General features: G+C 56.2%; 16 protein-coding genes. 8 read left to right on the forward strand and 8 right to left on the reverse strand.

All coding sequences use genetic code 11. From position 1 onward, the window contains the following. Positions 1-33: 33 nt before the first annotated feature. A complete protein-coding gene (locus Q1A20_RS09655; protein WP_299916833.1) occupies positions 34-1332 on the reverse strand; it encodes a serine hydrolase in 1299 nt (432 codons plus the stop codon). On the opposite strand from Q1A20_RS09655, the gene Q1A20_RS09660 reads away from it, so the two are divergent. After that, complete coding sequence (locus tag Q1A20_RS09660; RefSeq protein WP_299916834.1) at positions 1331-2116, forward strand: LytTR family DNA-binding domain-containing protein; 786 nt, start codon at positions 1331-1333, stop codon at positions 2114-2116. The two genes, Q1A20_RS09655 and Q1A20_RS09660, sit on opposite strands and share 2 nt — an antisense overlap. A 50-nt stretch (positions 2117-2166) precedes the next feature. Here the strand turns inward: Q1A20_RS09660 and Q1A20_RS09665 are convergent, their stop codons facing one another. Next, the gene (locus Q1A20_RS09665; protein WP_299916835.1) at positions 2167-4860 is read right to left on the reverse strand and encodes an HWE histidine kinase domain-containing protein; all 2694 of its coding nucleotides are present in this window, start codon (positions 4858-4860) and stop codon (positions 2167-2169) included. 13 nt (positions 4861-4873) lie between these two features. Here Q1A20_RS09665 and Q1A20_RS09670 point away from each other — a divergent pair, with 13 nt between their 5' ends. Next, a complete protein-coding gene (locus tag Q1A20_RS09670) occupies positions 4874-5284 on the forward strand; it encodes a response regulator (protein WP_299734442.1) in 411 nt (136 codons plus the stop codon). Between the two features lie 73 nt (positions 5285-5357). On the opposite strand, the gene Q1A20_RS09675 is transcribed toward Q1A20_RS09670, so the two are convergent. Continuing rightward, positions 5358-5957, reverse strand: coding sequence for a biliverdin-producing heme oxygenase (locus Q1A20_RS09675; protein ID WP_299916836.1), 600 nt, complete (start codon positions 5955-5957; stop codon positions 5358-5360). A 211-nt stretch (positions 5958-6168) separates the two neighbouring features. After that, a complete protein-coding gene (locus tag Q1A20_RS09680) occupies positions 6169-6936 on the reverse strand; it encodes a LytTR family DNA-binding domain-containing protein (protein ID WP_299916837.1) in 768 nt (255 codons plus the stop codon). 87 nt (positions 6937-7023) lie between these two features. Here Q1A20_RS09680 and Q1A20_RS09685 point away from each other — a divergent pair, with 87 nt between their 5' ends. The 5 genes from Q1A20_RS09685 to Q1A20_RS09705 all read left to right on the forward strand — a co-directional run bounded on the left by Q1A20_RS09685 (position 7024) and on the right by Q1A20_RS09705 (position 11230). Then, positions 7024-8118, forward strand: coding sequence for a linear amide C-N hydrolase (locus Q1A20_RS09685; protein WP_299916838.1), 1095 nt, complete (start codon positions 7024-7026; stop codon positions 8116-8118). 196 nt (positions 8119-8314) lie between these two features. Continuing rightward, the gene (locus tag Q1A20_RS09690) at positions 8315-8605 is read left to right on the forward strand and encodes a ribbon-helix-helix domain-containing protein (RefSeq protein WP_299407701.1); all 291 of its coding nucleotides are present in this window, start codon (positions 8315-8317) and stop codon (positions 8603-8605) included. Positions 8606-8697: 92 nt separating this feature from the next. Further along, positions 8698-9093: a VOC family protein gene (locus Q1A20_RS09695; RefSeq protein ID WP_299406953.1), complete on the forward strand. Its 396-nt coding sequence runs from the start codon at positions 8698-8700 to the stop codon at positions 9091-9093. A gap of 31 nt (positions 9094-9124) precedes the next feature. Beyond that, a complete protein-coding gene (locus Q1A20_RS09700; RefSeq protein WP_299406956.1) occupies positions 9125-9643 on the forward strand; it encodes a twin-arginine translocation signal domain-containing protein in 519 nt (172 codons plus the stop codon). 15 nt (positions 9644-9658) lie between these two features. Continuing rightward, entirely contained in the window at positions 9659-11230 is a 1572-nt protein-coding gene (locus tag Q1A20_RS09705; RefSeq protein ID WP_299916839.1) for a GMC family oxidoreductase, read from the forward strand. A gap of 366 nt (positions 11231-11596) precedes the next feature. On the opposite strand, the gene Q1A20_RS09710 is transcribed toward Q1A20_RS09705, so the two are convergent. The 4 genes from Q1A20_RS09710 to Q1A20_RS09725 all read right to left on the reverse strand — a co-directional run bounded on the left by Q1A20_RS09710 (position 11597) and on the right by Q1A20_RS09725 (position 17473). Then, positions 11597-12922, reverse strand: a complete 1326-nt coding sequence (locus tag Q1A20_RS09710) for an HlyD family type I secretion periplasmic adaptor subunit (RefSeq protein ID WP_299916840.1) — start codon at positions 12920-12922, stop codon at positions 11597-11599. A 1-nt stretch (position 12923) separates the two neighbouring features. Then, the gene (locus tag Q1A20_RS09715) at positions 12924-15014 is read right to left on the reverse strand and encodes a peptidase domain-containing ABC transporter (RefSeq protein ID WP_299406963.1); all 2091 of its coding nucleotides are present in this window, start codon (positions 15012-15014) and stop codon (positions 12924-12926) included. Further along, positions 15014-16663, reverse strand: a complete 1650-nt coding sequence (locus tag Q1A20_RS09720) for an ABC transporter transmembrane domain-containing protein (protein ID WP_299916841.1) — start codon at positions 16661-16663, stop codon at positions 15014-15016. Before Q1A20_RS09720 ends, Q1A20_RS09715 begins: the two co-directional genes overlap by 1 nt. A gap of 348 nt (positions 16664-17011) precedes the next feature. After that, positions 17012-17473: a hypothetical protein gene (locus Q1A20_RS09725; protein WP_299406968.1), complete on the reverse strand. Its 462-nt coding sequence runs from the start codon at positions 17471-17473 to the stop codon at positions 17012-17014. A 23-nt stretch (positions 17474-17496) separates the two neighbouring features. Here Q1A20_RS09725 and Q1A20_RS09730 point away from each other — a divergent pair, with 23 nt between their 5' ends. After that, on the forward strand, positions 17497-19797 hold the full coding sequence (locus tag Q1A20_RS09730; RefSeq protein WP_299916842.1) for a PA14 domain-containing protein: 2301 nt from the start codon (positions 17497-17499) through the stop codon (positions 19795-19797). Positions 19798-19862 lie beyond the last annotated feature (65 nt).

Genomic DNA, 19862 nt, shown 5'->3' on the forward strand with positions numbered 1-19862 from the left:
CAAGCGCTGGTCGCGGTGATGTCAGTGGTCAATTCAGCCCTGACGCGTCTTCCTCCGCCGCGTCAAAGCATTCGAAATCGAACGAAATGCCGCAACGGTTTCATGATCGCGTGTGTCAAAATCATAGTCCGCGCTGGTTTTGACGATGACGATGTTTCGCCCGCGATCGATGTAGATGTGCTGCCCCCAAATTCCGATTGCCAAGAATTCCTCCTGCGGGGCCTCCGGGATCCACCAATGATAGCCATAGCCAAATGTCCAGAAAGAGGCGGGGTTGTCGCCGGGTTCAAGATGCGGCGCGCTTGGGGTTGTGGAGGCGTGCACCCAGTCACGCGGTACAACCTGCATATCCTCGCGTGCACCGCCCTCAAGGTACAGCCGCCCAAAACGAGCGTAATCGCGCAATGTCGCGTTCAGGCAGCAAAATGGCAGCACGGGCCCGTTGCGCCCGGTGTTCCAAAAGGCGTCACCCTCGGCCCCCATCGGACCCCAAAGACGGGTTTCGAGGTATTCTTCATTCGGGATCCCCGTCGCGGCCTCCAACACCAGTCCCAACGCGATGCTGTCTGAACTGACGTAGTTGTTGTACGTGCCCGGCGGGCGGGCGCGTTCAAGGGGGGCGAGCACAGCCTCCATTGCGGTGCCTGCAGCCAGTGCAAAGAACAATCGGTTCACGTCGGAGACCGGGTTATTGTAATCCTCATCAAAGGCCACACCGGACGACATGGTCAACGCATCCCTGATGCTCACCCCCGCATATCCCGAGCTTGTCAGCGCGGGCACATATCGCTCAATCGGGTCATCGAGGCTGGCAATATGGCCTTCATCCAGGGCGATGCCGATCAGGGCGGAGAGCACGGATTTCGCCAGCGACCATGATGTGAAACGTGAGGTGGCACTGGCCCCGAGGCGGTATTCTTCATGCAGGATGGTTCCATCCTTCACCACGATCAGGCCGGTGGTCGTTGTCTTGTCAAGAAACTGCGCCAGCGACTGTTGTTGCCCGTCAAACTCGAAACTCTCTGGCAAAGCTTGGGGGTCTTCCTCAAAGGCCCAAGGATGCCCGGTCGCGGCAACCACGCGCGACGGGAAAACATCATCCATCGCGCGAAAATTCTCGACCCGGTTTGCTTCGGTAAAAAGCGTAATGCCCGCCCAGTAGGGCGAGCTGCGCAGCCACAGAAACCCGCTGGCGCACGCCAGCAAAAGAGCGCAGATAAATCCCAGACCAAGCCGCATTCGCATATCGTTTTCTACATCCTCTTTTCCCACGATCTGCGCCGCGATACGGTGGCTGAAAGCCGCGGGAAACCCAAATGACGCCAACAACATGCCAAATGTCGTGAACGACAGCGCCGTTACCTATGCGCTTTTCGAGGCGCGCGATCTGGCGTCTCGTCCGCGGTTTTGGCTCGGCATGATTGGCGTGTCTTTGGTATTGGGGCTCGTGGGGCCTTTCGGCACATTTGAAACGCTGCCGATTGCCGGGCGGATCGGCTATTGGTCCGTGGTTTGCCTTGTCAGTTTCTGGGTCGGGTTTCTTACGTCGACGGTTCTGGTGGGCCTTGCCGAGGACCATGGCCTACCCGATCCCCTTGCGGTGATGCTCGGCGGGCTTGGGGCGAGCCTGCCCATTGCAGTTATTGTCAGTGCGATGGATGCTGCTGTCTTTGGCGCGTCCTTCTGGGGCGAAATCGCAAGATTATTGCCCTATGTCGCCGTTATTTCGGTCGTGGTTGCTGGGCTGTTTGAGGTCATGAGCGAGCCGGACACCATCCCGGTCGCAGCTGCAGAAACGCCCGACCTGCCGGAATGGACACACCGCCTTCCCGCCGAGATCGGGCGCGATCTGATCGCGCTGCAGGCGCAGGATCACTATGTGACTGCGCGGACGTCGAAGGGGGAAACACTGCTGCGTGCCTCGATGACCGAGGCCGAAGAGGCATTGGGGGCATATGGGCTGCGCGTGCACCGGTCATGGTGGGTTGCAAGGCAATGGATCGACAGGATCGAGACCCGGAAAGGCAGGCTGATGATTGTGCTGCGCGATGGCGCTCGTGTCCCTGTCGGGCGGGTGTATCGGTCAGCGGTCCGCAAGGCGTTGCAACGGCCCTAAATGAAGCGGCCTCTTTTGGGCCCGCTGGCGCATCGCATTTGGCAGGCTCGCTAGGTGGTCAGTCGGACCAGTTGGTCCTGCAGTTCCAGGGCGGAAACGGGCTTGGTCAGCAAAGGAATATCGGCCATTTCCGGTGCCATCGCCGCTGTATCCCCATACCCGGTGACGAAAAAGAAGGGTACACCCAAATCCCGAAGCTTCCGCGCCACTGGAATGCTGGAGGTATTTTTCCCCAGGTTCACGTCCAGAATAGCCAGCGAAACCGCTTCCAGTTCAAGGTGCCCAAGGGCATCAGACGTATTGGAAAACACTTCTACTTCCGAGACACCGAATTCCACCATCTGGTCCTTCATCTCTTTTGCGATGATGAAATTATCCTCAAGGATCAGCACCGGGGCCGTTAGATTTGAACCAATAAATTCCGCAGGCTCATTGATCTCAATAGGTGTCTGGTGCGACAGCTCGCTGAATTGCGCGACATCGTCAAAATGCCGGTTGGGCAGGGTGAAAACCGCGCGTACGCCATCCGGCTCGAAAATCAGTTCTGCCGTGCCACCAAACTCGTGCGGGACCGCCTGTTCAATCATGGCGGTTCCAAACCCGGTGTCATCCGGGTGCGCGACGCTGGGGCCACCGTGTTCTTTCCATGTGATCTGAATGCCATCCGGCAAATGCTCAAGCAAGACGTGGATTTTGCCACTTTCCTGCGTCAAGGCGCCGTATTTGGCGGCATTGGTTACAAGCTCGTGAACGACCAGCGAAAAGATGGGCGCGATTTCGGCGCGTAGATTCCTGTCTTTCCCCTGCACGATGGTCTGCCGTTCGGCGATGCTTCCATAAGGTTCAAATTCCTTCTTGATCAACTCAGTAATAGATACCGGGCTGACCAGCGATCCAGCGCTCAGCTCGTGGGATGCCGCCAGCGCCCGGATCCGGCTTTCCATGGCCGCGGCGTAGCTGTCCAGCGATCCATACCGCCGGCGGGCCTGACGGGAGACAGAACGCACCAGGGCAAGAATGTTACGCACCCTGTGGTTCAATTCGTCAATCATCAGCGATTGCTGTCGATACATGGTGTTCAAAAGCGTTTGGCGTTCCGACGCGTGCAGCAATGTTCGGACATGCCTGACGAAATAGAGGTCATCCTGCGACCAGGCCTTGCTGTAGCCTCGCACGCGTTCCAGGTAGGTCGAAAACGATCCGCGCGGGGTGAGACGCTTTGATCCCTCGACCGTTTCGATTGTTTTTTCCGGATTTCCGGCCCAGGCGATTTCCTTTGTGATCTCGTTTCGAAATATGCAGACGGCTTTGTCTTCGGAAATCTTGGTGATCAGCACGCCGGAACAACCATTTGTGAGTTTCGCAAAGGCGGGGAACGCCATCGCCAGATTGTCTATCGCGACCACGTCCTCATCCTGTTCCCGCGAGAAAGCGAGCAAAGCCGACAGCAGCTTTGCGTCCGGCAAAGACGACCCGAATGAGTGCGTTGCGGCATCGCTCAATGCCACGATGGCGTTCGCGTCAATGACCTCCAGGATCGTTGGGGCGATTTCCGGCAGCATATTTTCGATTTTGACATCGCCGTGTTTTTTGGAAACGATTGCGCCGTCAAGCGACCTGATGCGCTCTAAGGTCTCTTTTTGTCGTATCGATAAGAGCTTGGACGAAAAGACGGGTACAAAGTTTTCCAACACTTCCCGCAGCTTGGGGGCGACCACTTTCGAGGCGCGATGATGCAGCGAAATGATCCCCCAGAGCTGGCCCTCGACGGTGATGTTCAGTGTCATTGTCGCTTTGCTGCCAAGGTTGCGCAGGTACTCCATATGTACCGATGACACGCCGCGGCAGGCGGCAAGGGTAATGTCCAACGGCGGGCACTCCGCCGAGACCGCCAGCAGCGGGGGCGCAATCTGCTCCGTGTCTTCGATCAGGCGCAGCGGGATCTGTTTCATGATTGCGCGCGCCTGGCTTGGGATGTCCCAGCTTGGAAAGCGCAGACCCAGAAACGGCTGCATGGAAGAGCGGCAGGTTTCGGCGATCACCTCGCCGTTAAATTCCTGGTCGAACTTGTAGATCATCACCCGGTCAAAACCGGTCATATGACGCATCAGTTCGACGGTCAGGTTAAACAATTCACTTTGCGTTTCGCAGGATTGCATCTGAGCCATCAGAAAGCTCATCGATTTAAGAGCGTCCGTGCCACCAAATGTCTCATCAGACGCCGGTTCGATTTCGAACACAAAGAAATCCTGGCTTTGGAAAGCACTTATTTCAACAAGCGCCCCCGCAACCTCGAAGGTGCCCATTGTCATCCGTTGCTTGGAAAACCCCGATCTCGACGCCAGATTGCGCAATTGATGGATTGTCTCTGACCCCAGAATATCCACAAGGTTTTTGCCGAGAACCTCATCGGCAGACATGTCCAGAAAGGCGTCGCAGTTTGCGCTGGCATAGGTCACGACGTTCGTTTTTGCGTTAGACGCCAGCAGGCAGGCAAAGGGCTGAATGATGCCAGGAATATGGACCGGTTCCGCCGCGCAGGTTTCCAACGCTTCGCGCAATTCACTTTCTTTCAAGCTTTTGTCCATATAAACACCCCCCTCGTCGAAAGCGGTCGTGACTTTCAGATGAAATCCGACCGTAGGCGCGGGCGTCAAAACGCACAGGAAATGTTCGACCGCGCCATTGTAAACCGTATACTGCACGATGTAACTACACGCTATAGGTGTGTTCAGATCAAGCATTGGAGGGGACACTTTGGCTACTATTCTTCTGATGGAAGACGATTTGACGGTTGGTTTTGAGCTGACAAGGGACCTGATAATGGCGGGTCACAGCGCGCGGATGTGCACCAGTGCTTCTGAAGCAAAAGAGGAGCTGTTGCGCGAAGAATATGATCTTTTGATTTCAGATGTGATTGTCAAAGTGGACGGGCGCGCAGTGCCTGATGGCGGCATCGGTCTGGTCGGCTGGGTCAGGCGGACGGATAGGGTGCGTACATTGCCGATTATCGTGATCACCGGAACCTTCAGATATCCAGGCATGGAAAACATCCTGGACCTTGCGCGCCAAATTGGAGCAGATGTTGGAATCGAAAAGCCCTTTAAAGCAAAGGAGTTACTGGCCAAGGTTGATGTCTTGACCAGGTCGGACAAGAGGGCATCATGAGGTGTGAGTGTGATTTAACGCACTGATCGATATCTTCATTCTTTGAATGAGACACCCGTTCTTACTCATTGTTTTAAAGTGATTTTGTGGTTCTGTAACTGCATTCTTCACAGTATGATTTCACAAATGTGCCGAAGCTTCTGAACATCATCGAAGTTGACGAGGTCAATAACAATTGTGCGACCGGGTCAGCGCCCATTACATCCAACTCTTGTACCAACAAGCGCCATACCTTTGGGTCTGTTCCCGCGCTTAAATAGCTCCTGGGGGCTTTGGGTAAAACCTCTTTTACATTGTTATTCAAATGCCTGGCGCCGAAACCTGATCCATGAAGTACATAGAGAGCCGCCAGGATTTCTGGCGGTGTCACCGGATTGGGTAGCGCCTGTTGCTCGGGAGTAAACGGTTGGATTCCCAGCCCAGATAGATCTGTTTCTAGGGCCTCGACGGCGCGGTCGACGGAGAGTTCGACAAAGGTGTCGGCGGCGGATCGGGATGTCTCAATACCCTTGAAGAAAAGGCAATAAGATCCCAGAATCTTACCGTAATCTTCCAGCACCAGAGTTTTGTCCGCCAACCGGGAAATCCATGGGTGATCGTGCAGCGCCTGATGATCCTGCTCCGTCGCCGCGGCGAGTGTTCGGCGCATGGAATTCGACCGCTCGCGCGTCATGCGCTTTGCTCCTCAACATTTTTTTCTTCAGAAGGCAGGTTTTTTTGACTACCTCCAGAAAGTTGAAATTTCTCCTAATGGTAGCATTCGTTGAGTTGAAGATGCCAGCAAGTTCCTCGGCTTCTACCGGGCCACACAGCGATGATCATGATGGTTCGATTCAGGTTGCCGAATGTCGGGTGATCTGAGTTTGGTGCCGTGCAGCCTCCGGCTAATAGAGCACCCCTGCTTCCTTGGCGTGTTTGCGGAAAGTACGCCCCACCGGCACGGCACTTCCGTCGGACAATTGCAATTGCAAGGCACCGTCCTTTCGACACATGGTCGTGACGGCATCGCTTGCCACCCAATGGGACCGATGCACTTGTGCCCCCGCAGTTGGTGAGGTTTCGGTGATCGCGTCGCGCAGCCGCAGCTGTACAAGAGTGGCACCGCGATCCGTTACGATTTCCACATAATGGTCCTGGGCGGTCAGGCGGATCAGCCGACCTCGTTTGGCCCCCGGCAGACGGCGCAGAATGTTTGGGTGGGTTTTCGCGTCCGCGGGCGTTTGTGCCAAACGTAGCAATGTTGCGATGGCCAGAATGACCAAGGCAGACTGACCAAAAAGCCTTGTGACATCCGCGATGTCCGGCCGCGCCCCAAAGCCGATGGCAATGGTCATCACCACAGCCGTGACCGGGCAGGCAGCGATGATCGACGCGGCGGGCACCCAGAGCCTCTCACGCCAACCTGCGTGCTGTGCCAATCGGTCAAAAGCCAGAAAGATGATTTGGGCCGGTAGGACCGTGCCGAAAACCACCAGCATCCAATAGAGATAACGTTCGATTACAAGGAAGTCGGGCCGCGTGCCAAAGGGGCCAACAAGACCGGTCAACAGTGCGATCAGCAGCAGGATGGTAATCCGCCGCCGTGACCCAAAAAGCTCCTGTGTTGCTTCCACCAGCACGGAGTGGATGTTGTTGGCGGCGAAAAGATGCATTTCACGAATTCCCACTTGCAGGCCAGCGATCCAGTTCTCAGCACACCTCTGCAAATGAAAATCCAGAAGCATTGGAGTGAGAGTAGCATGAAAATTCGTTTTTTGGGAAACCCGGGACGTCAGGCAATGCAGTGGCCCATGGCCTTGATCGGGTGTCTTGTCACGTCAGCGGCGCTCGCCTGCTCGACGGTGGCGCTTGGACCGGATGAGACGACCCTGGTGGCCTATAGCTATGACACCTCCGCCACCGGTGCGGGATTTGTCGTCGTGAATCCGGCGGGTGCATATCGCACGTCGATCATGGAGGAAGGGTCCGCGCAGTGGCAGAGCACATATGGCAGCATCACTTTCAATCAGTTGGGCATCGGTATGCCAACCGCGGGCATGAACACAGCGGGGCTGGCCATCTCGCTTATGTGGAACGATGATGCTGAGTTTCCACCGGTTGCGGATCGCAGCGTTGTCAACGAGTTGGAGTTCATTCAGTTTCTTCTGGATCGCGCGGGGTCCGTCGCCGAGGCCATTTCGCTTATCGATGAGGTGGGTGTGCAAGCATTGGTGCCGATCCATTACTTTCTTGCCGACTCATCGGGCAACACTGCCGCGCTCACGCCAACACGTGAGGGGCTGGCCATCCAATCCGGCATAGATATGCCGGTGCGCGCCCTGACCAATTCGAGCTATGACCACCTAGTTGAAGGTTTGGCGGGGTTCACGGGCTTTGGCGGACACACCCCGATACCCCCGGCCAGCAAAGCCGTCGATCCGGGTAGTCTGGCGCGCTTTGCGATCACGGCGGATGCAGCGCAATCCCGGGAGATGGTTTCAGTAGGGGAGGCCTTCGACGTTTTGACGTCTGTCGAAAACCCGCAGACACGTTGGCAGATCGTCTTTGCGCCAGGCGATCAGATGGTGCATTTCAGGTTGGCGGATCAGACGGCGCACCACGAGATTGACATGAGTGCAGTTGATTTTGCCTGCCATTCTGCGCCTTTGGCCGCGAACCTTACGGAGCTATCAGGGGATCGGGTGAACCTCACTTTCCAACCGATTGAGATCGGTCCGCTGACGGATGTGTTGGGTCAGGTGCTTGAGGGGTTTGTTGACGCCACCGGCCTCTCTCCGGAAATCGCCGTGCCGCTCGCAAGCGCGCAACTTGGTGCTGTTTCTTGTCGATTTTAAGCTCTCCGCGGGCTGCAGGCCGCGGTCGTATCGAAGCAACTTCACATATGAATTTGGTCCGCTTTGCACTCAAATCGACGAATGTTGGGCGGGCGAGACTCACCGGGTCAACTCCGTCGCATTCAGGCCGAACTTGCCAAAAATTCATTTGAGTTCAAGAATGGTAGCAAGCGACGCTGAGCGGGAGGTGCCAGATATGTGTCAGATTTTTGCGGGCCAGGACCCAGAAGACTATAGGCCGATCACCCGTCGATTGCGCTTGAACGGCCAAAGCACGAGCATCCGTCTTGAACGCAATTTCTGGACGATTGTGGACGGGATTGCGCAGCGCGAGGGCATGACAACGCCAGCATTCATATCGAAGCTCCACTCTGAAGTTCTTGAACTTAGAGGAGAAGCTGCCAACTTCACATCGCTGTTGCGGTGCGCCTGCCTGATCCGGCAGGAGCAGTTCAATGCGGCAGGTGATGGCATCGCCGCTGAATAATACGCCGATGTAGTAGCGCGCTACTACCAACGGCCTGAATTGGTTCGATATCCTGCTCAAACAAGCTGACTTCAGCGGTTTGGGAGGACCCGATGGCCAAGGCAATTCACACCATGATTCGCGTTCTGGAAGAGGAGCGCTCCGTCAAATTCTACGAGGATGCCTTTGGCCTGTCGTCGGCTGAACGGCTGGATTTCGAGAGTTTTACGCTGGTCTATCTCAGCAATGCCGAGAACAGCTTCGAGTTGGAGCTGACCATCAACAAGGGTCGAACAGAGGCCTACGATCTAGGCGATGGCTACGGCCATCTTGCCTTCTGCGTCGATGATCTGGCTGCCGAACACAAGCGATTTGAAGACGCCGGTTATGCGCCCCGCAAGATTGTCGATTTTGCACCGGGGGGGGAAACACTTGCGCGGTTCTTTTTCGTGCAAGACCCGGATGGCTACGAGATCGAGGTCATGCAGAAGGCGGGGCGCTACCACTGAATTTGTTAGATCACGGGAGGAGATCACACAGATGACCCATCAACATTCAAATTTGACAAGACGGCAATTGCTGTCGCGCAGTGCCGCGGCGGGCGCGGCCTTTGTCGTGGGCACGGGCTATGTTGCTTCGAGTTCGGCCGCATGGGCCATGGAAGTCGAGCATTTGCAGCCGACGACGATGGCCACTCTGATCCAAATGGCACGCGACATTTATCCGCACGACCACGTGGCCGACGCGTATTACGCCGCTGCAGTTAAGGGGTATGACAGCGCGGAGAATGCCGAGACGGTGGAGGCTGGTATCGCAGCTCTGGATGCGGCGGCCGCTGGCAAGGGCCACACCAGCTATATCGATATGGGGTGGGAACGCGATCGCGTCGATATCCTGCGCGGTATGGAAAGCAGCAGTTTCTTTCAGATGGTGCGCGGCGGTCTGGTGACCGGGCTCTATAACCAGAAAGCGGTCTGGCCGCTCTTTGGCTATGAGGGCGAGAGCTACTCCAAAGGTGGCTACATCGACCGCGGCTTTGACGACATTTCTTGGATTTAAGGGGAGGATGGCACCATGACGGCACCTTTTGACCTCACCGACGACAACGTGGTCGTCATCATCGGAACCGGCGCTGGCGGCGGGGTTCTGGCAAACGAATTGGCGCAAAAGGGCGTGAGCGTCGTCGCGCTGGAGGCGGGTGGGCGGTATCTGCCCGACGATTACATCAACGACGAATGGGAAAGTTTTGGCCAGTTGGCCTGGCTGGATGCGCGCAGCACTTCGGGGGATTGGCGCGTCGCCAATGACTTTTCCGGGTTGCCCGCCTGGATCGTGAAGGCCGTGGGCGGCACCACCACCCACTGGGCGGGCGCGTCCCTGCGGTTTCAGGATCACGAGTGGAAAGCCAAATCCACCTATGGCGATGTGCAGGGGGCGAACCTGCTCGACTGGCCCATCGATCCGCGCGAAATGGATGACTATTACACCAAGGCAGAAGACAAGCTGGGCGTGACCCGCACGGGTGATCGGGCAGGGCTGCCGGGGTGCAATAACTACAAGGTCTTTGAGGCTGGCGCGAAGAAGCTGGGCTACAAAGAGGTTCACACCGGGCGCATGGCGATCAATTCCGCCGAGAGCGACGACAGACCTGCCTGCCAGCAGACCGGTTTTTGTTTTCAGGGCTGCAAATGGGGCGCGAAATGGTCGGCGGCCTATACCGACATTCCGCGTGGCGAGGCCACGGGCAACCTGGAAGTGCGTGACCGAGCCCATGTGCTGAAGATTGAGCATGACGACGACGGCAAGGTCACCGGCGTGCTTTATGCAGATGCCGAGGGCAGCCAACATCTGCAAAAGGCGCGGATTGTCTGTGTGGCGGGCAATTCCATCGAAAGCCCGCGGTTGCTACTCAATTCCGCGTCACCAATGTTCCCCGATGGGCTGGCCAATAGCTCCGGTCAGGTTGGGCGCAATTATATGCGGCACATGACCGGATCGGTCTATGCAGTGTTCGACAAGCCGGTGAAGATGTGGCGCGGCACCACTATGGCGGGCATCATTCAAGACGAAGCGCGGCACGATCCGTCGCGCGGATTTGTCGGTGGATATGAGCTGGAGACGCTGGCCCTGGGCTTGCCGTTCATGGCGGCCTTCCTGGATCCCGGCGGCTGGGGGCGTGAGTTCACCACGGCGCTGGACAGCTATGAAAACATGGCCGGCATGTGGATTGTGGGCGAGGACATGCCGCAGGAGACCAACCGCATCACGCTGAACCATGATTTGAAGGATCAGTATGGGCTGCCCGCGCCGAACGTGCATTTTGATGATCATCCCAACGATATCGCGATGCGCAACCACGCGTACCAGCAGGGGATGGCGGTCTATGACGCGGTGGGGGCCACGCGGGTGTTCCCGACGCCGCCGTATCCCTCGACGCATAATCTCGGCACCAACCGGATGTCAGAAAATGCGCGGGACGGGGTGGTCAACAAGCATGGGCAGACCCATGACATAGCCAATCTGTTTATCTCGGACGGGTCGCAGTTCACGACGGGGGCCGCTGAGAACCCGACGCTGACCATCGTGGCGCTGGCCATCCGGCAAGCCGATCACATAGCAGTGGAGATCGGCAAAGGCGATTTGTGAACGCTCACTGATCAAGGCAACAGAAATCCGCTGGGGGAATGCCCTTCCTCCAGCGGAAATTCTGCTGAAAATCTGGCGGTTACCAATCGTCCTGGCTCGGGGGGGGCACTCCAAGTTTGTCTGGTCGATGGTGACGCCTGGGTTGTGAAGTTCATCGTGAATTGGGGGGCTTTCGCGAAGCCCTTTCATGGCGTTTTTTATGCCGCGACTTGGCGGCTTGGCACCGGTCGGGGGCTGCCGACAATGCGTCGCCAAATGCACAGATGCCAGTCGCCGGAACATGAGAGGCGCCAAGAATGCGCCATAAGAGGCTTCCAAATGCCATTCTTGTTGATTTGCGTCGTGCCGTTTGGAAGGTAAGCTCGTTTATCGTTCGCCAAATGCGCGCTCAAGGGAGCGATGAATTGGCTTGCCCAGATACGCCAGCATGCTGCGTTCATCTGTGACAATCTCGGCACTACCGGTCATCCCCACGCGCAGCGGTTTTTCAAATGCACCGGCTCCAATGGTCAAACTGTCCAGCTCCACCACACCTCTAAAATAGACCTGACCATCCTTGGGGTCCACGACTACGGTTGGTGACAGGCTCGCAATTGTGCCCATGACCTCGCCGTAGCGACGTGCGTCAAAAGTTGTCAGCTTCAAAGACACCGTATCCCCCCGCTGAATGTGCCCGATGTCTGCCTCCTCGATGCGGATCTCCGCGACCAACTGGTCGTTTGTATTGACCAATTCGAAAAGGGTCGCGCCAGCCTCGACAATTTCACCGATGCGGGGAAAATCCACTGACTGAATGAGGCCTGCACTTGGCGCCCGCACCAAGAGTTCCTGTTGTTGATCTTCAAGCGATGCAAGTTGGGTGGCCAATGCCTCTTTCTCTTGCAGCAATGCGAAGAGCTCCGTCAGGGTTTGTTCACGCAGCGCCAGATCGCTTTCGATCGGCTGGTCGCGCACTTCTGCGTAGTTTGCGCTTGTTGTGGCCAGTTCGATACTGGCGTCAATCAACCTGCCGCGCAATTCGTCCAGCGACTGTTGCTCGGCGTCAAGTCTGATGCGGGTAATGCTGCCGGACTCGAACAGTTTTGACAGACGGACAACCGCGGCCTCTTTTTCCATAACACGGCTTCTCATAAGTTCCTGCGCTGCTTTCAGGCCTTCGATGATCGTCTTCAGGCTCTTTGCCCGGTTGCGCGAAATCTCTTTTTGGAGCTCATGCAGGTAGAGCCGTGATCGTGCATAGTCTTCGCCATCTGTGAGCAGCACATCTAATTCTGCGGGGCTTGAGGTGGGTTTGTTGAGTTGATCCAGAATGAAGGACAAGGTTTCCGTTCTGGCACTGACGGCATCGTGCTGTTGTTGAACACTGCGAATGCTTCGCTCAAGGCTCGGTGATGTCAGAGTGGCCAGTACCTGACCTTCGCTGACCTGTTGCCCCTCTTTCACGAGGACTGAGTTTACGACACCGCTATTGATGCTTTCCACTTGGTACGCGCGCCCGAGCGTGGTGATTTCACCGGTCGCGCGCGCGAGTTCCGGGACTTTGGTTTGGGTGGCCAGCGTGACGGCCGAAGCAAGAAAAGCCGCAAGCGTGAATACGATAACGGCAGAGATATTTGGCTCACGGCGTTTCTCTCGCGCACTTTTTCTGTCAAAAATGCCAATCTGGTCCGTATGTGACTTACGAAATACCATGTCAGGATTCCTTGTTTGCGGCAATCAGTGCAGTGATTTTACGCTGACCGTCTTTTCCGACGTCATTGGCAACGATCCGGCCCTCTGCCATGAAAATGCAACGATCTGCCATCTGGATATATTCAGGATCATCTGAGACAACGATGATCGTTCGCTGGCTCTTCAACCCATCCAGAAAACGTATCAATGAGGCTCTGCGAAGGTAGTCGAGGCCGGCATTGGGTTCGTTCAGCAGGTAAACCGCTGCGGGTCGGATGAAACTGCGCGCGAGGGCAAGGCCGCGCGATGTCGCGGAAGAAAGCGTCTTGCGGTAGTTTTCGGTCAATCGGGTATTCAGACCTTCCGGGAAGCCCTGGACTTCCTGTTCAAGCCCAAAGGCGGCAACAATCGCTTCGATGTCTTCAAGGGGGGCGGTCGGTGCTGCCAGGCGAAAGTTCTGCAGCAACGTGCCGTGAAACACCTCTGGTTTCTTTTGGGCGTAGCTAAAAGATTGCCGCAGGTCGTCGACCGGGATCTGACGCACATCAATCCCATCAAGCTGCACCGAGCCGACGATCGGTTGATGCAGTCCCATCATCACTTCCAGCAATGTCGTTTTGCCACTGCCGTTGCTTCCTGCGATCACCACGAACTCGCCTGCTGCGATGTCCAGCGACACCTGCGACAGCGCGGGCACCGTGGTTTCAGCAAATCGATGTGTCACACCTGCAAGCGTGATGCGTCCGTCAAACTCCTTCTGATGCGAAGAGGCTGCGCCGCGCACCATTTCCTGCGGCATGGCAAGCACACGATCAACCTGCTGTCGACTTTTGAAGAAGCCCAGAATCTGAGGTGCATTTGAGTACAAAGATTGAAGCGGGGTGAGAACCTTCCAGACAAGAGCCATGACTGCGATAAGCGCACCAAAAGACATGGTGCCTGCCATGGCCGCAAGTGTGCCCAGCACAATCGCACCGACACCCGCGATCATCATCAGGCTTTGGCCGAAGGACTGACACACATGCTGAAAACGTCGCGCTTTGCGTGAGGCGCTCGCAGATTCCTGTGCGACGGCGGTATACCGTTTGCGCCAGAAATCCCCCAACCCTAACCGGTAGAGGTTGCGTTGTTGGCTGACTGTTTCGAATAGGTATTTTTGTTGCTTTGACTTGATCGTTGCCGCCTGCGTATTCAGGGATTGTTGCACAGGCAAGGTCACCCAGATTGCCAGCACGAAAACGGCAATCAGGCCCAGAACAAGAAATCCGACCTGAGGCGCTAGTGCGAAGATTATCCCCAGGAACACCAGGATAAAGGGAAGATCCAACAGGGTTGTCAGAACCTGCCCGGCAAAGATATCGCGCATACCCTCAAACTGCTTGAAACGGGCAATCTGCTGCTCGACATCTGATTTCTGAATTTGATCCGGCGGCAAACACAGCAGTTTTCTGAACAGCGCCAACCCCAGTCTGTGCTCGACGACGCGACCCATATAGGCCACTGCGGAGGATCGTGCGTGACGGAAGCCGGCATCTGCGGCCAGTACCAGGACAACGCCGAGTGCCAGAGAAATCACCAGACTGCTGGACCCGGAGGGAATGACGCGGTCATAGATCATCATGATGAGAAGCGGCGTCGCCAATCCCATCAGGTTTGTCATGAACGATGCTCCGACCAGCCAAGGGATAAGACCCCGAAAACCGGCGGTGATCATTCTGAAGTTTTCGAAAGTTTGGAGATTTTCAGATTGAGCGAAGCGCTCGATCTTTACGACAGTCCCGCGCATGTCAGACGGTGCACACCAGATTGGGTCATTTGCCTCAGTGCTGCTGAGCAGGAGCTTGCCGCCCTCTACGCCCAGAACTGCGGTGACCTTTCCAGATGCGTCTACGAACAGAGCAGGGCAGTCATTTGCACGAATGTCGCTTTGTTTGGCCAGGGCGACAGATGTCGGGATGTCGAGATTGTCCAGGGTGGCAATCAGATCGTTCGCCGACATGCTGTCTGCTAGATGTGGCGCGGCTTCGGTCAGGTTGCGGTGGCTGCTGTGCCACCCCGCCGCCATCATCAGTTTTTGCAGCAGGTTCAGACCGGGGTGAATAATGGTATCCATTAGGCGCTCCTTTGCGAGGCGAGTGCTTGCGAGGCCGCGTCATCATCCGCATCATCGTCCCAGAGCTGTAGGCTGTCCGTTGTGCTGTCCACCAACATGATTTTCTGATCTGCGAGCGCGAGAAGCTGTTGGCGCGGCGTCGCCATCACGAATGTTGTTTGACCCTTGATCGCTTCAAGGCACCGCGCGAGCCGTGTCACAGCGCGCTCATCCATCGCGGAGGTGGCGTCGTTGAGCAAAAGAATTCGAGGCTCTAGCGCCAGCGCCCGAACAAGCGCGATGGTTTGCAGGAGGGCGAGACTGGACGTAATTGCGCCAACTTGCCCCATTGGCGTGCTGTACCCCATTGGCATGTGGTGCACTTTCTTCTCGAGGCCCAACTCAGCGGAGTAAAAAAGGCTGCGTTCGATGGCCTCGCCTTCCCCAAAACAGGCAATGTTTTCGAGCAGCGTCCCTGAGAAGACCGTGGGGTTCGGATCTGCGTAGACGATACCACGACGTCCACGGGTTGCGGCAAAATGTGTGATCGGTTTGCCATCAATCAGAATCTGGCCGGAAGCCGGTGCCTGCTCGCCCAAGACCAGGCGCATGAAAGTTGCCTGTCCAGATCCCGCTTCGCCAACCACACTCAGGGCCTTGCCTGCGCTCAGATCAAAGGTGACATCAGAGAAGACAAGCCCATCCTGCGTACTCCGCTCAGCGGAGACGTTTTCGAATGCAATTTGTCCCTGTAGATCCTCTACAAACGCGGTTCCCGGATCGCGTTGCTGCAGCATCGATATTTCATCAACCTTGGATTTTGCAGCGTCGATGCTTTCGGTTTGCGCCCAATGGCTCAGCATCTTTAGAAGGGGCTGCACCGTGCGCCCGTTCAAAAGCATACAGGCTGCCAATTCGGCAATCCCGATCTTTTCAATGATGACCAGATACCCTCCCAGAAGCCCCATCGCGGCAACGGCAGCCTGCGAGAACAGCGCACCAAACGACTGGGACATGCCGGAGACCTGGATCAGATTCTGGCTGATATCGACCGATTGCTTTTGCAGCACCTCGTACCGGCGCAGCAACTGCGGTTCCATCGTGTCGGCTTTGACTGTCACAATCTGGGAGAGACATTCGATCAGGAAGGAATAACGCCTGCCATCCAGCAGTTTCCGCTTTTCAAAGATGGGACCCTGCGCCCGCTGCAAAACGGACTTGAAGGCGTAGAGCAAGACCAGACTGACCAGCGGTACAAGCACCAACCAGCCGCCAATCAACCCGATCATAATGATAAAGATCGCGGTAAACGGCACATCGACGGCAAACAGACGCCCCTGTCCGCTGTAGTAGTCCCGCAACTGCGCGAATGCGTTCAGGCGTTCCAAATGAACCCCTGTCGAAGAGGCATCATACGCGTTCGGATCGGCGTTCAACGATCGTTCCATGAAGTGATCGCTCAGCTTCAGTTCGAACCGCTCGCCCTGATGCCCCATCAGAATGACGCGTGTCCACTTCAGGAAGAAGTCGAGAACGGCCACCACACAAAGGCCGATGAAAAGCAGGGTGAGTGTCGCATATGATTCAAATGGGATGACCCGGTCAAAAACCTGCAAAACGACCAGCGGCAGCGCCAGCGCGAGCATATTGATGGCAAGGGAAGACACCACGACAGATGCGCCCATCCGTGGTGGTGCGATCTTGTTTTGTTGCGCTAACGTATCCGACCGCACAGTTGATTTCGCTCCCCAGATCACGTGGCCATTTTTAAGGCGTGAGTCGTTAGTAAAATGTGCATCCGGCTGACTATATGTAGAAAAATTTATAAAAATCAGATGTTTAAATTTCTGATTGTAAAGGTGCTCTTAACGGTATTCCCCACTGATGCGCGGCACGCACGCAGGAGATAAAGATGTCGGACAACGATCGCGTCGAGGAAGCCGAGGCGTTTCTTTCGCAAGCTGAAGAGACAAGCTCGGTTAAAGAAAAAGTGGCAGTGCAATCTTTGCGGGGCGACGTCACCCAAGAAGATGCATCGCGCAGCAATCTTCACTATGGTGAGCAGGAAGATGCGGGCGCAGATCGTACAAGAGACGATGCGACACCTTCTTCAAATGATGTTGATGCAGGGCTTTCGCAGGAGGCTCAAACCTCCGGCGAGCAACAATCATTGGATGCCGGCAAAAGCGGTGCAGCAAACGCTGGTGCGCCTCAGCAGTCAGCTTTTGATCAATCGACGCCGCGAGGCGATGATCAAAACGACGCAGTGCTGTCGCAAGGGTCTGCGCCAGAATCGCAGCCGTTTTCGACTCCGCGTAGTAACGCTGACCCCTTGTCGGTAGAAACGTTTTCCACAGAAAATGCCGCGCCTTCGGAGCGACCCCAGGAAGAGCAGTTATCGCAACCCTTGCAAACAGGGAAAGAAACACCATTCGATCAGGAGGATAATCCGCAAGAGGCAAAGGCTTCGCCGCCGCCAAATCAAGCCCCCACAGAGCTTTCGTTGGATCCGGTTGAGCTGGCTGAGAATGATGCGGGCGCAATCGTTGGTCAGCTTTCTGTCATCGATCCAAACGCCAGCGATGTACATGAGTTTTCAGTTTCTGATGATCGCTTTGAAGTCGTCGAGGGTCAGATAAAGCTGAAACCGGGTGTCTTTCTCGACCATGAACAGGAAGCATCGCTGCGCTTTGACGTGACGGCGACCGATGCAGATGGCGCCAGCTATACGGAATCTTTTGAGGTTTTTGTCGGTGATGTGAATGAAGCACCAACCAGCGTGTCGATCGATCAAAACCATGTGGCGGTGGATCAAGCGGGCGCGGTTGTCGGAAAGATCAACGTTGTCGATCCGGATCAGGAGGCGAACTACGAGTTCACGCTCTCTGACGACCGCTTTGAGGTGTCCGAAGGGCAATTGAAACTGCGCGATGGGATTTCTTTGACAGAGGAGGATGTTGGTGATCTTGCCATTGAGGTGACGGTCACTGATCAGGGCGGGGAAACGGTGAGCCAGGCGTTCGATCTGGGTGTTGTGGAAACGGCAAGCGTCAACGTGAGTTCCGGGTTTCATGCCAGCTATTTTGACGTGGATCACAAGCTGTCGAAGCTGGATCAGATCGACTGGTCCGGCGAGGCCACGCATGAAGAGGTTGTGGGGGAGATCAACTACACCAACAGCCGGGAGTCCTTCTGGGAAGGTGGCTCCAAGGACACGTTCGGCGCAAGAATTACCGGCAACATCGAAGTGGAAGAGGGCGGTACGTTTGACTTTTTCATTGGCGGCGATGACGGGGTGATCCTGCTGGTGAATGGTGAAGAGGTGATCGACAACGACGGCCTGCACGGGTTCCGCACACGCAGCGGCGAGATTGAGCTGGAGCCGGGCACCCATAGCATCGAAGTGCGCTATTTCGAAAACTACGGTCACGCGGGCCTGAAGCTCGAATGGGAAGGTCCCGGCACCGATGGGCGGGAATTGGTGACAGCCCCGGAAGTCGATGACTTGCAGACCATCAACGGGATGCCGATCGCGCTTGAGCTTGATGTTTCGGCGCCTGAAGCCACAGGTTCGGATCAAATCTCGCATCAGATAGAGGGGCTGCCGCCAGGCACCGTCGTTGAAGCGGGTGATATGAGTGTTGAAGCAGGCCCAGAGGGTTCAGCCGACATATCAGGAATGGACCTTTCCTTGCTCACGGTGACGACACCCATAGAGTTTACCGGCCAGGTTTCGGCACAGATCGTGACAACCACAGATATTGGTGATGGCAATCACGTATCCGTCACCGCGGATCTTGATTTCACGGTCAGCCAGGCGGATTTGACGCCCCCCAGTGCGCAGATGGAGACCGGTTTCCGGGCCAGCTATTTTGACGTGGATCACAAGCTGTCGAAGCTGGATCAGATCGACTGGTCCGGCGAGGCCACGCATGAAGAGGTTGTGGGGGAGATCAACTACACCAACAGTCGGGAGTCCTTCTGGGAAGGCGGATCCAAGGACACGTTCGGCGCAAGAATTACCGGCAACATCGAAGTGGAAGAAGGCGGTACGTTTGACTTTTTCATTGGCGGCGATGACGGGGTGATCCTGCTGGTGAATGGTGAAGAGGTGATCGACAACGACGGCCTGCACGGGTTCCGCACACGCAGCGGCGAGATTGAGCTGGAGCCGGGCACGCATAGCATCGAAGTGCGCTATTTCGAAAACTACGGTCACGCGGGCCTGAAGCTCGAATGGGAAGGTCCCGGCACCGATGGGCGGGAATTGGTGACGGCAGTCGACGACCTTGCGGTTCCGCAAAACGGCATGATTGCCGTCGGTATTGGCGACGATAGTCTGTCAGACGCGGCCACTGTGCAGATGTCCGGACTGCCTGCGGATACGATCTTGATGAGCGGCGATCAGGTTGCCGTGTCCGACGGGACTGAAATTGACCTGACAGGATGGGATTTATCCTTGCTGGAACTTGCACCACCGCCCGGATTTGAGGGGACGATTTCTGGGGAAATCACCACCACGGATACGGCCTTCAACGGCCAGATGGTTTCTGGAAGTGATGAGTTTTCCATCGATGTCGGCGATGTCGACAACGGGCAAAATCAATCTTCGGACGGAGAGACTTCTGATGCCTGGGCTTCTTATGAGAGTGCCGACGCTTCATCCTCGTGGGTGGATGCTGCCGACGATCAAGGGGCTGGCGATGAGCAAAATGAGGATGTGATGGCAGAAGAGGTCGAGGAAAATCATGGGTCAGAACAGAACCATGAGATGAACGAGACCTATGAACGTCAAGATTGGTGACTGCGCTTCTATGGGTTGATCGCGCCGCAGCGCGTGGAAGCTTGAGCGAAACGAAAGGCGCTGAG

The sequence above is a fragment of the uncultured Roseobacter sp. genome, from assembly GCF_947501835.1.
In the GTDB taxonomy this organism is placed as follows: domain Bacteria; phylum Pseudomonadota; class Alphaproteobacteria; order Rhodobacterales; family Rhodobacteraceae; genus Roseobacter.

Bases quoted from the DNA above. Each gene is read 5' to 3' on its own strand.
- Q1A20_RS09660 (WP_299916834.1), top strand. From the start codon at position 1,331: ATGCCAAATGTCGTGAACGACAGCGCCGTTACCTATGCGCTTTTCGAG.
- Q1A20_RS09655 (WP_299916833.1), bottom strand. From the start codon at position 1,332: ATGTTGTTGGCGTCATTTGGGTTTCCCGCGGCTTTCAGCCACCGTATC.
- Q1A20_RS09665 (WP_299916835.1), bottom strand. From the start codon at position 4,860: ATGCTTGATCTGAACACACCTATAGCGTGTAGTTACATCGTGCAGTAT.
- Q1A20_RS09675 (WP_299916836.1), bottom strand. From the start codon at position 5,957: ATGACGCGCGAGCGGTCGAATTCCATGCGCCGAACACTCGCCGCGGCG.
- Q1A20_RS09680 (WP_299916837.1), bottom strand. From the start codon at position 6,936: ATGCATCTTTTCGCCGCCAACAACATCCACTCCGTGCTGGTGGAAGCA.
- Q1A20_RS09685 (WP_299916838.1), top strand. From the start codon at position 7,024: ATGAAAATTCGTTTTTTGGGAAACCCGGGACGTCAGGCAATGCAGTGG.
- Q1A20_RS09690 (WP_299407701.1), top strand. From the start codon at position 8,315: ATGTGTCAGATTTTTGCGGGCCAGGACCCAGAAGACTATAGGCCGATC.
- Q1A20_RS09695 (WP_299406953.1), top strand. From the start codon at position 8,698: ATGGCCAAGGCAATTCACACCATGATTCGCGTTCTGGAAGAGGAGCGC.
- Q1A20_RS09700 (WP_299406956.1), top strand. From the start codon at position 9,125: ATGACCCATCAACATTCAAATTTGACAAGACGGCAATTGCTGTCGCGC.
- Q1A20_RS09705 (WP_299916839.1), top strand. From the start codon at position 9,659: ATGACGGCACCTTTTGACCTCACCGACGACAACGTGGTCGTCATCATC.
- Q1A20_RS09710 (WP_299916840.1), bottom strand. From the start codon at position 12,922: ATGGTATTTCGTAAGTCACATACGGACCAGATTGGCATTTTTGACAGA.
- Q1A20_RS09715 (WP_299406963.1), bottom strand. From the start codon at position 15,014: ATGGATACCATTATTCACCCCGGTCTGAACCTGCTGCAAAAACTGATG.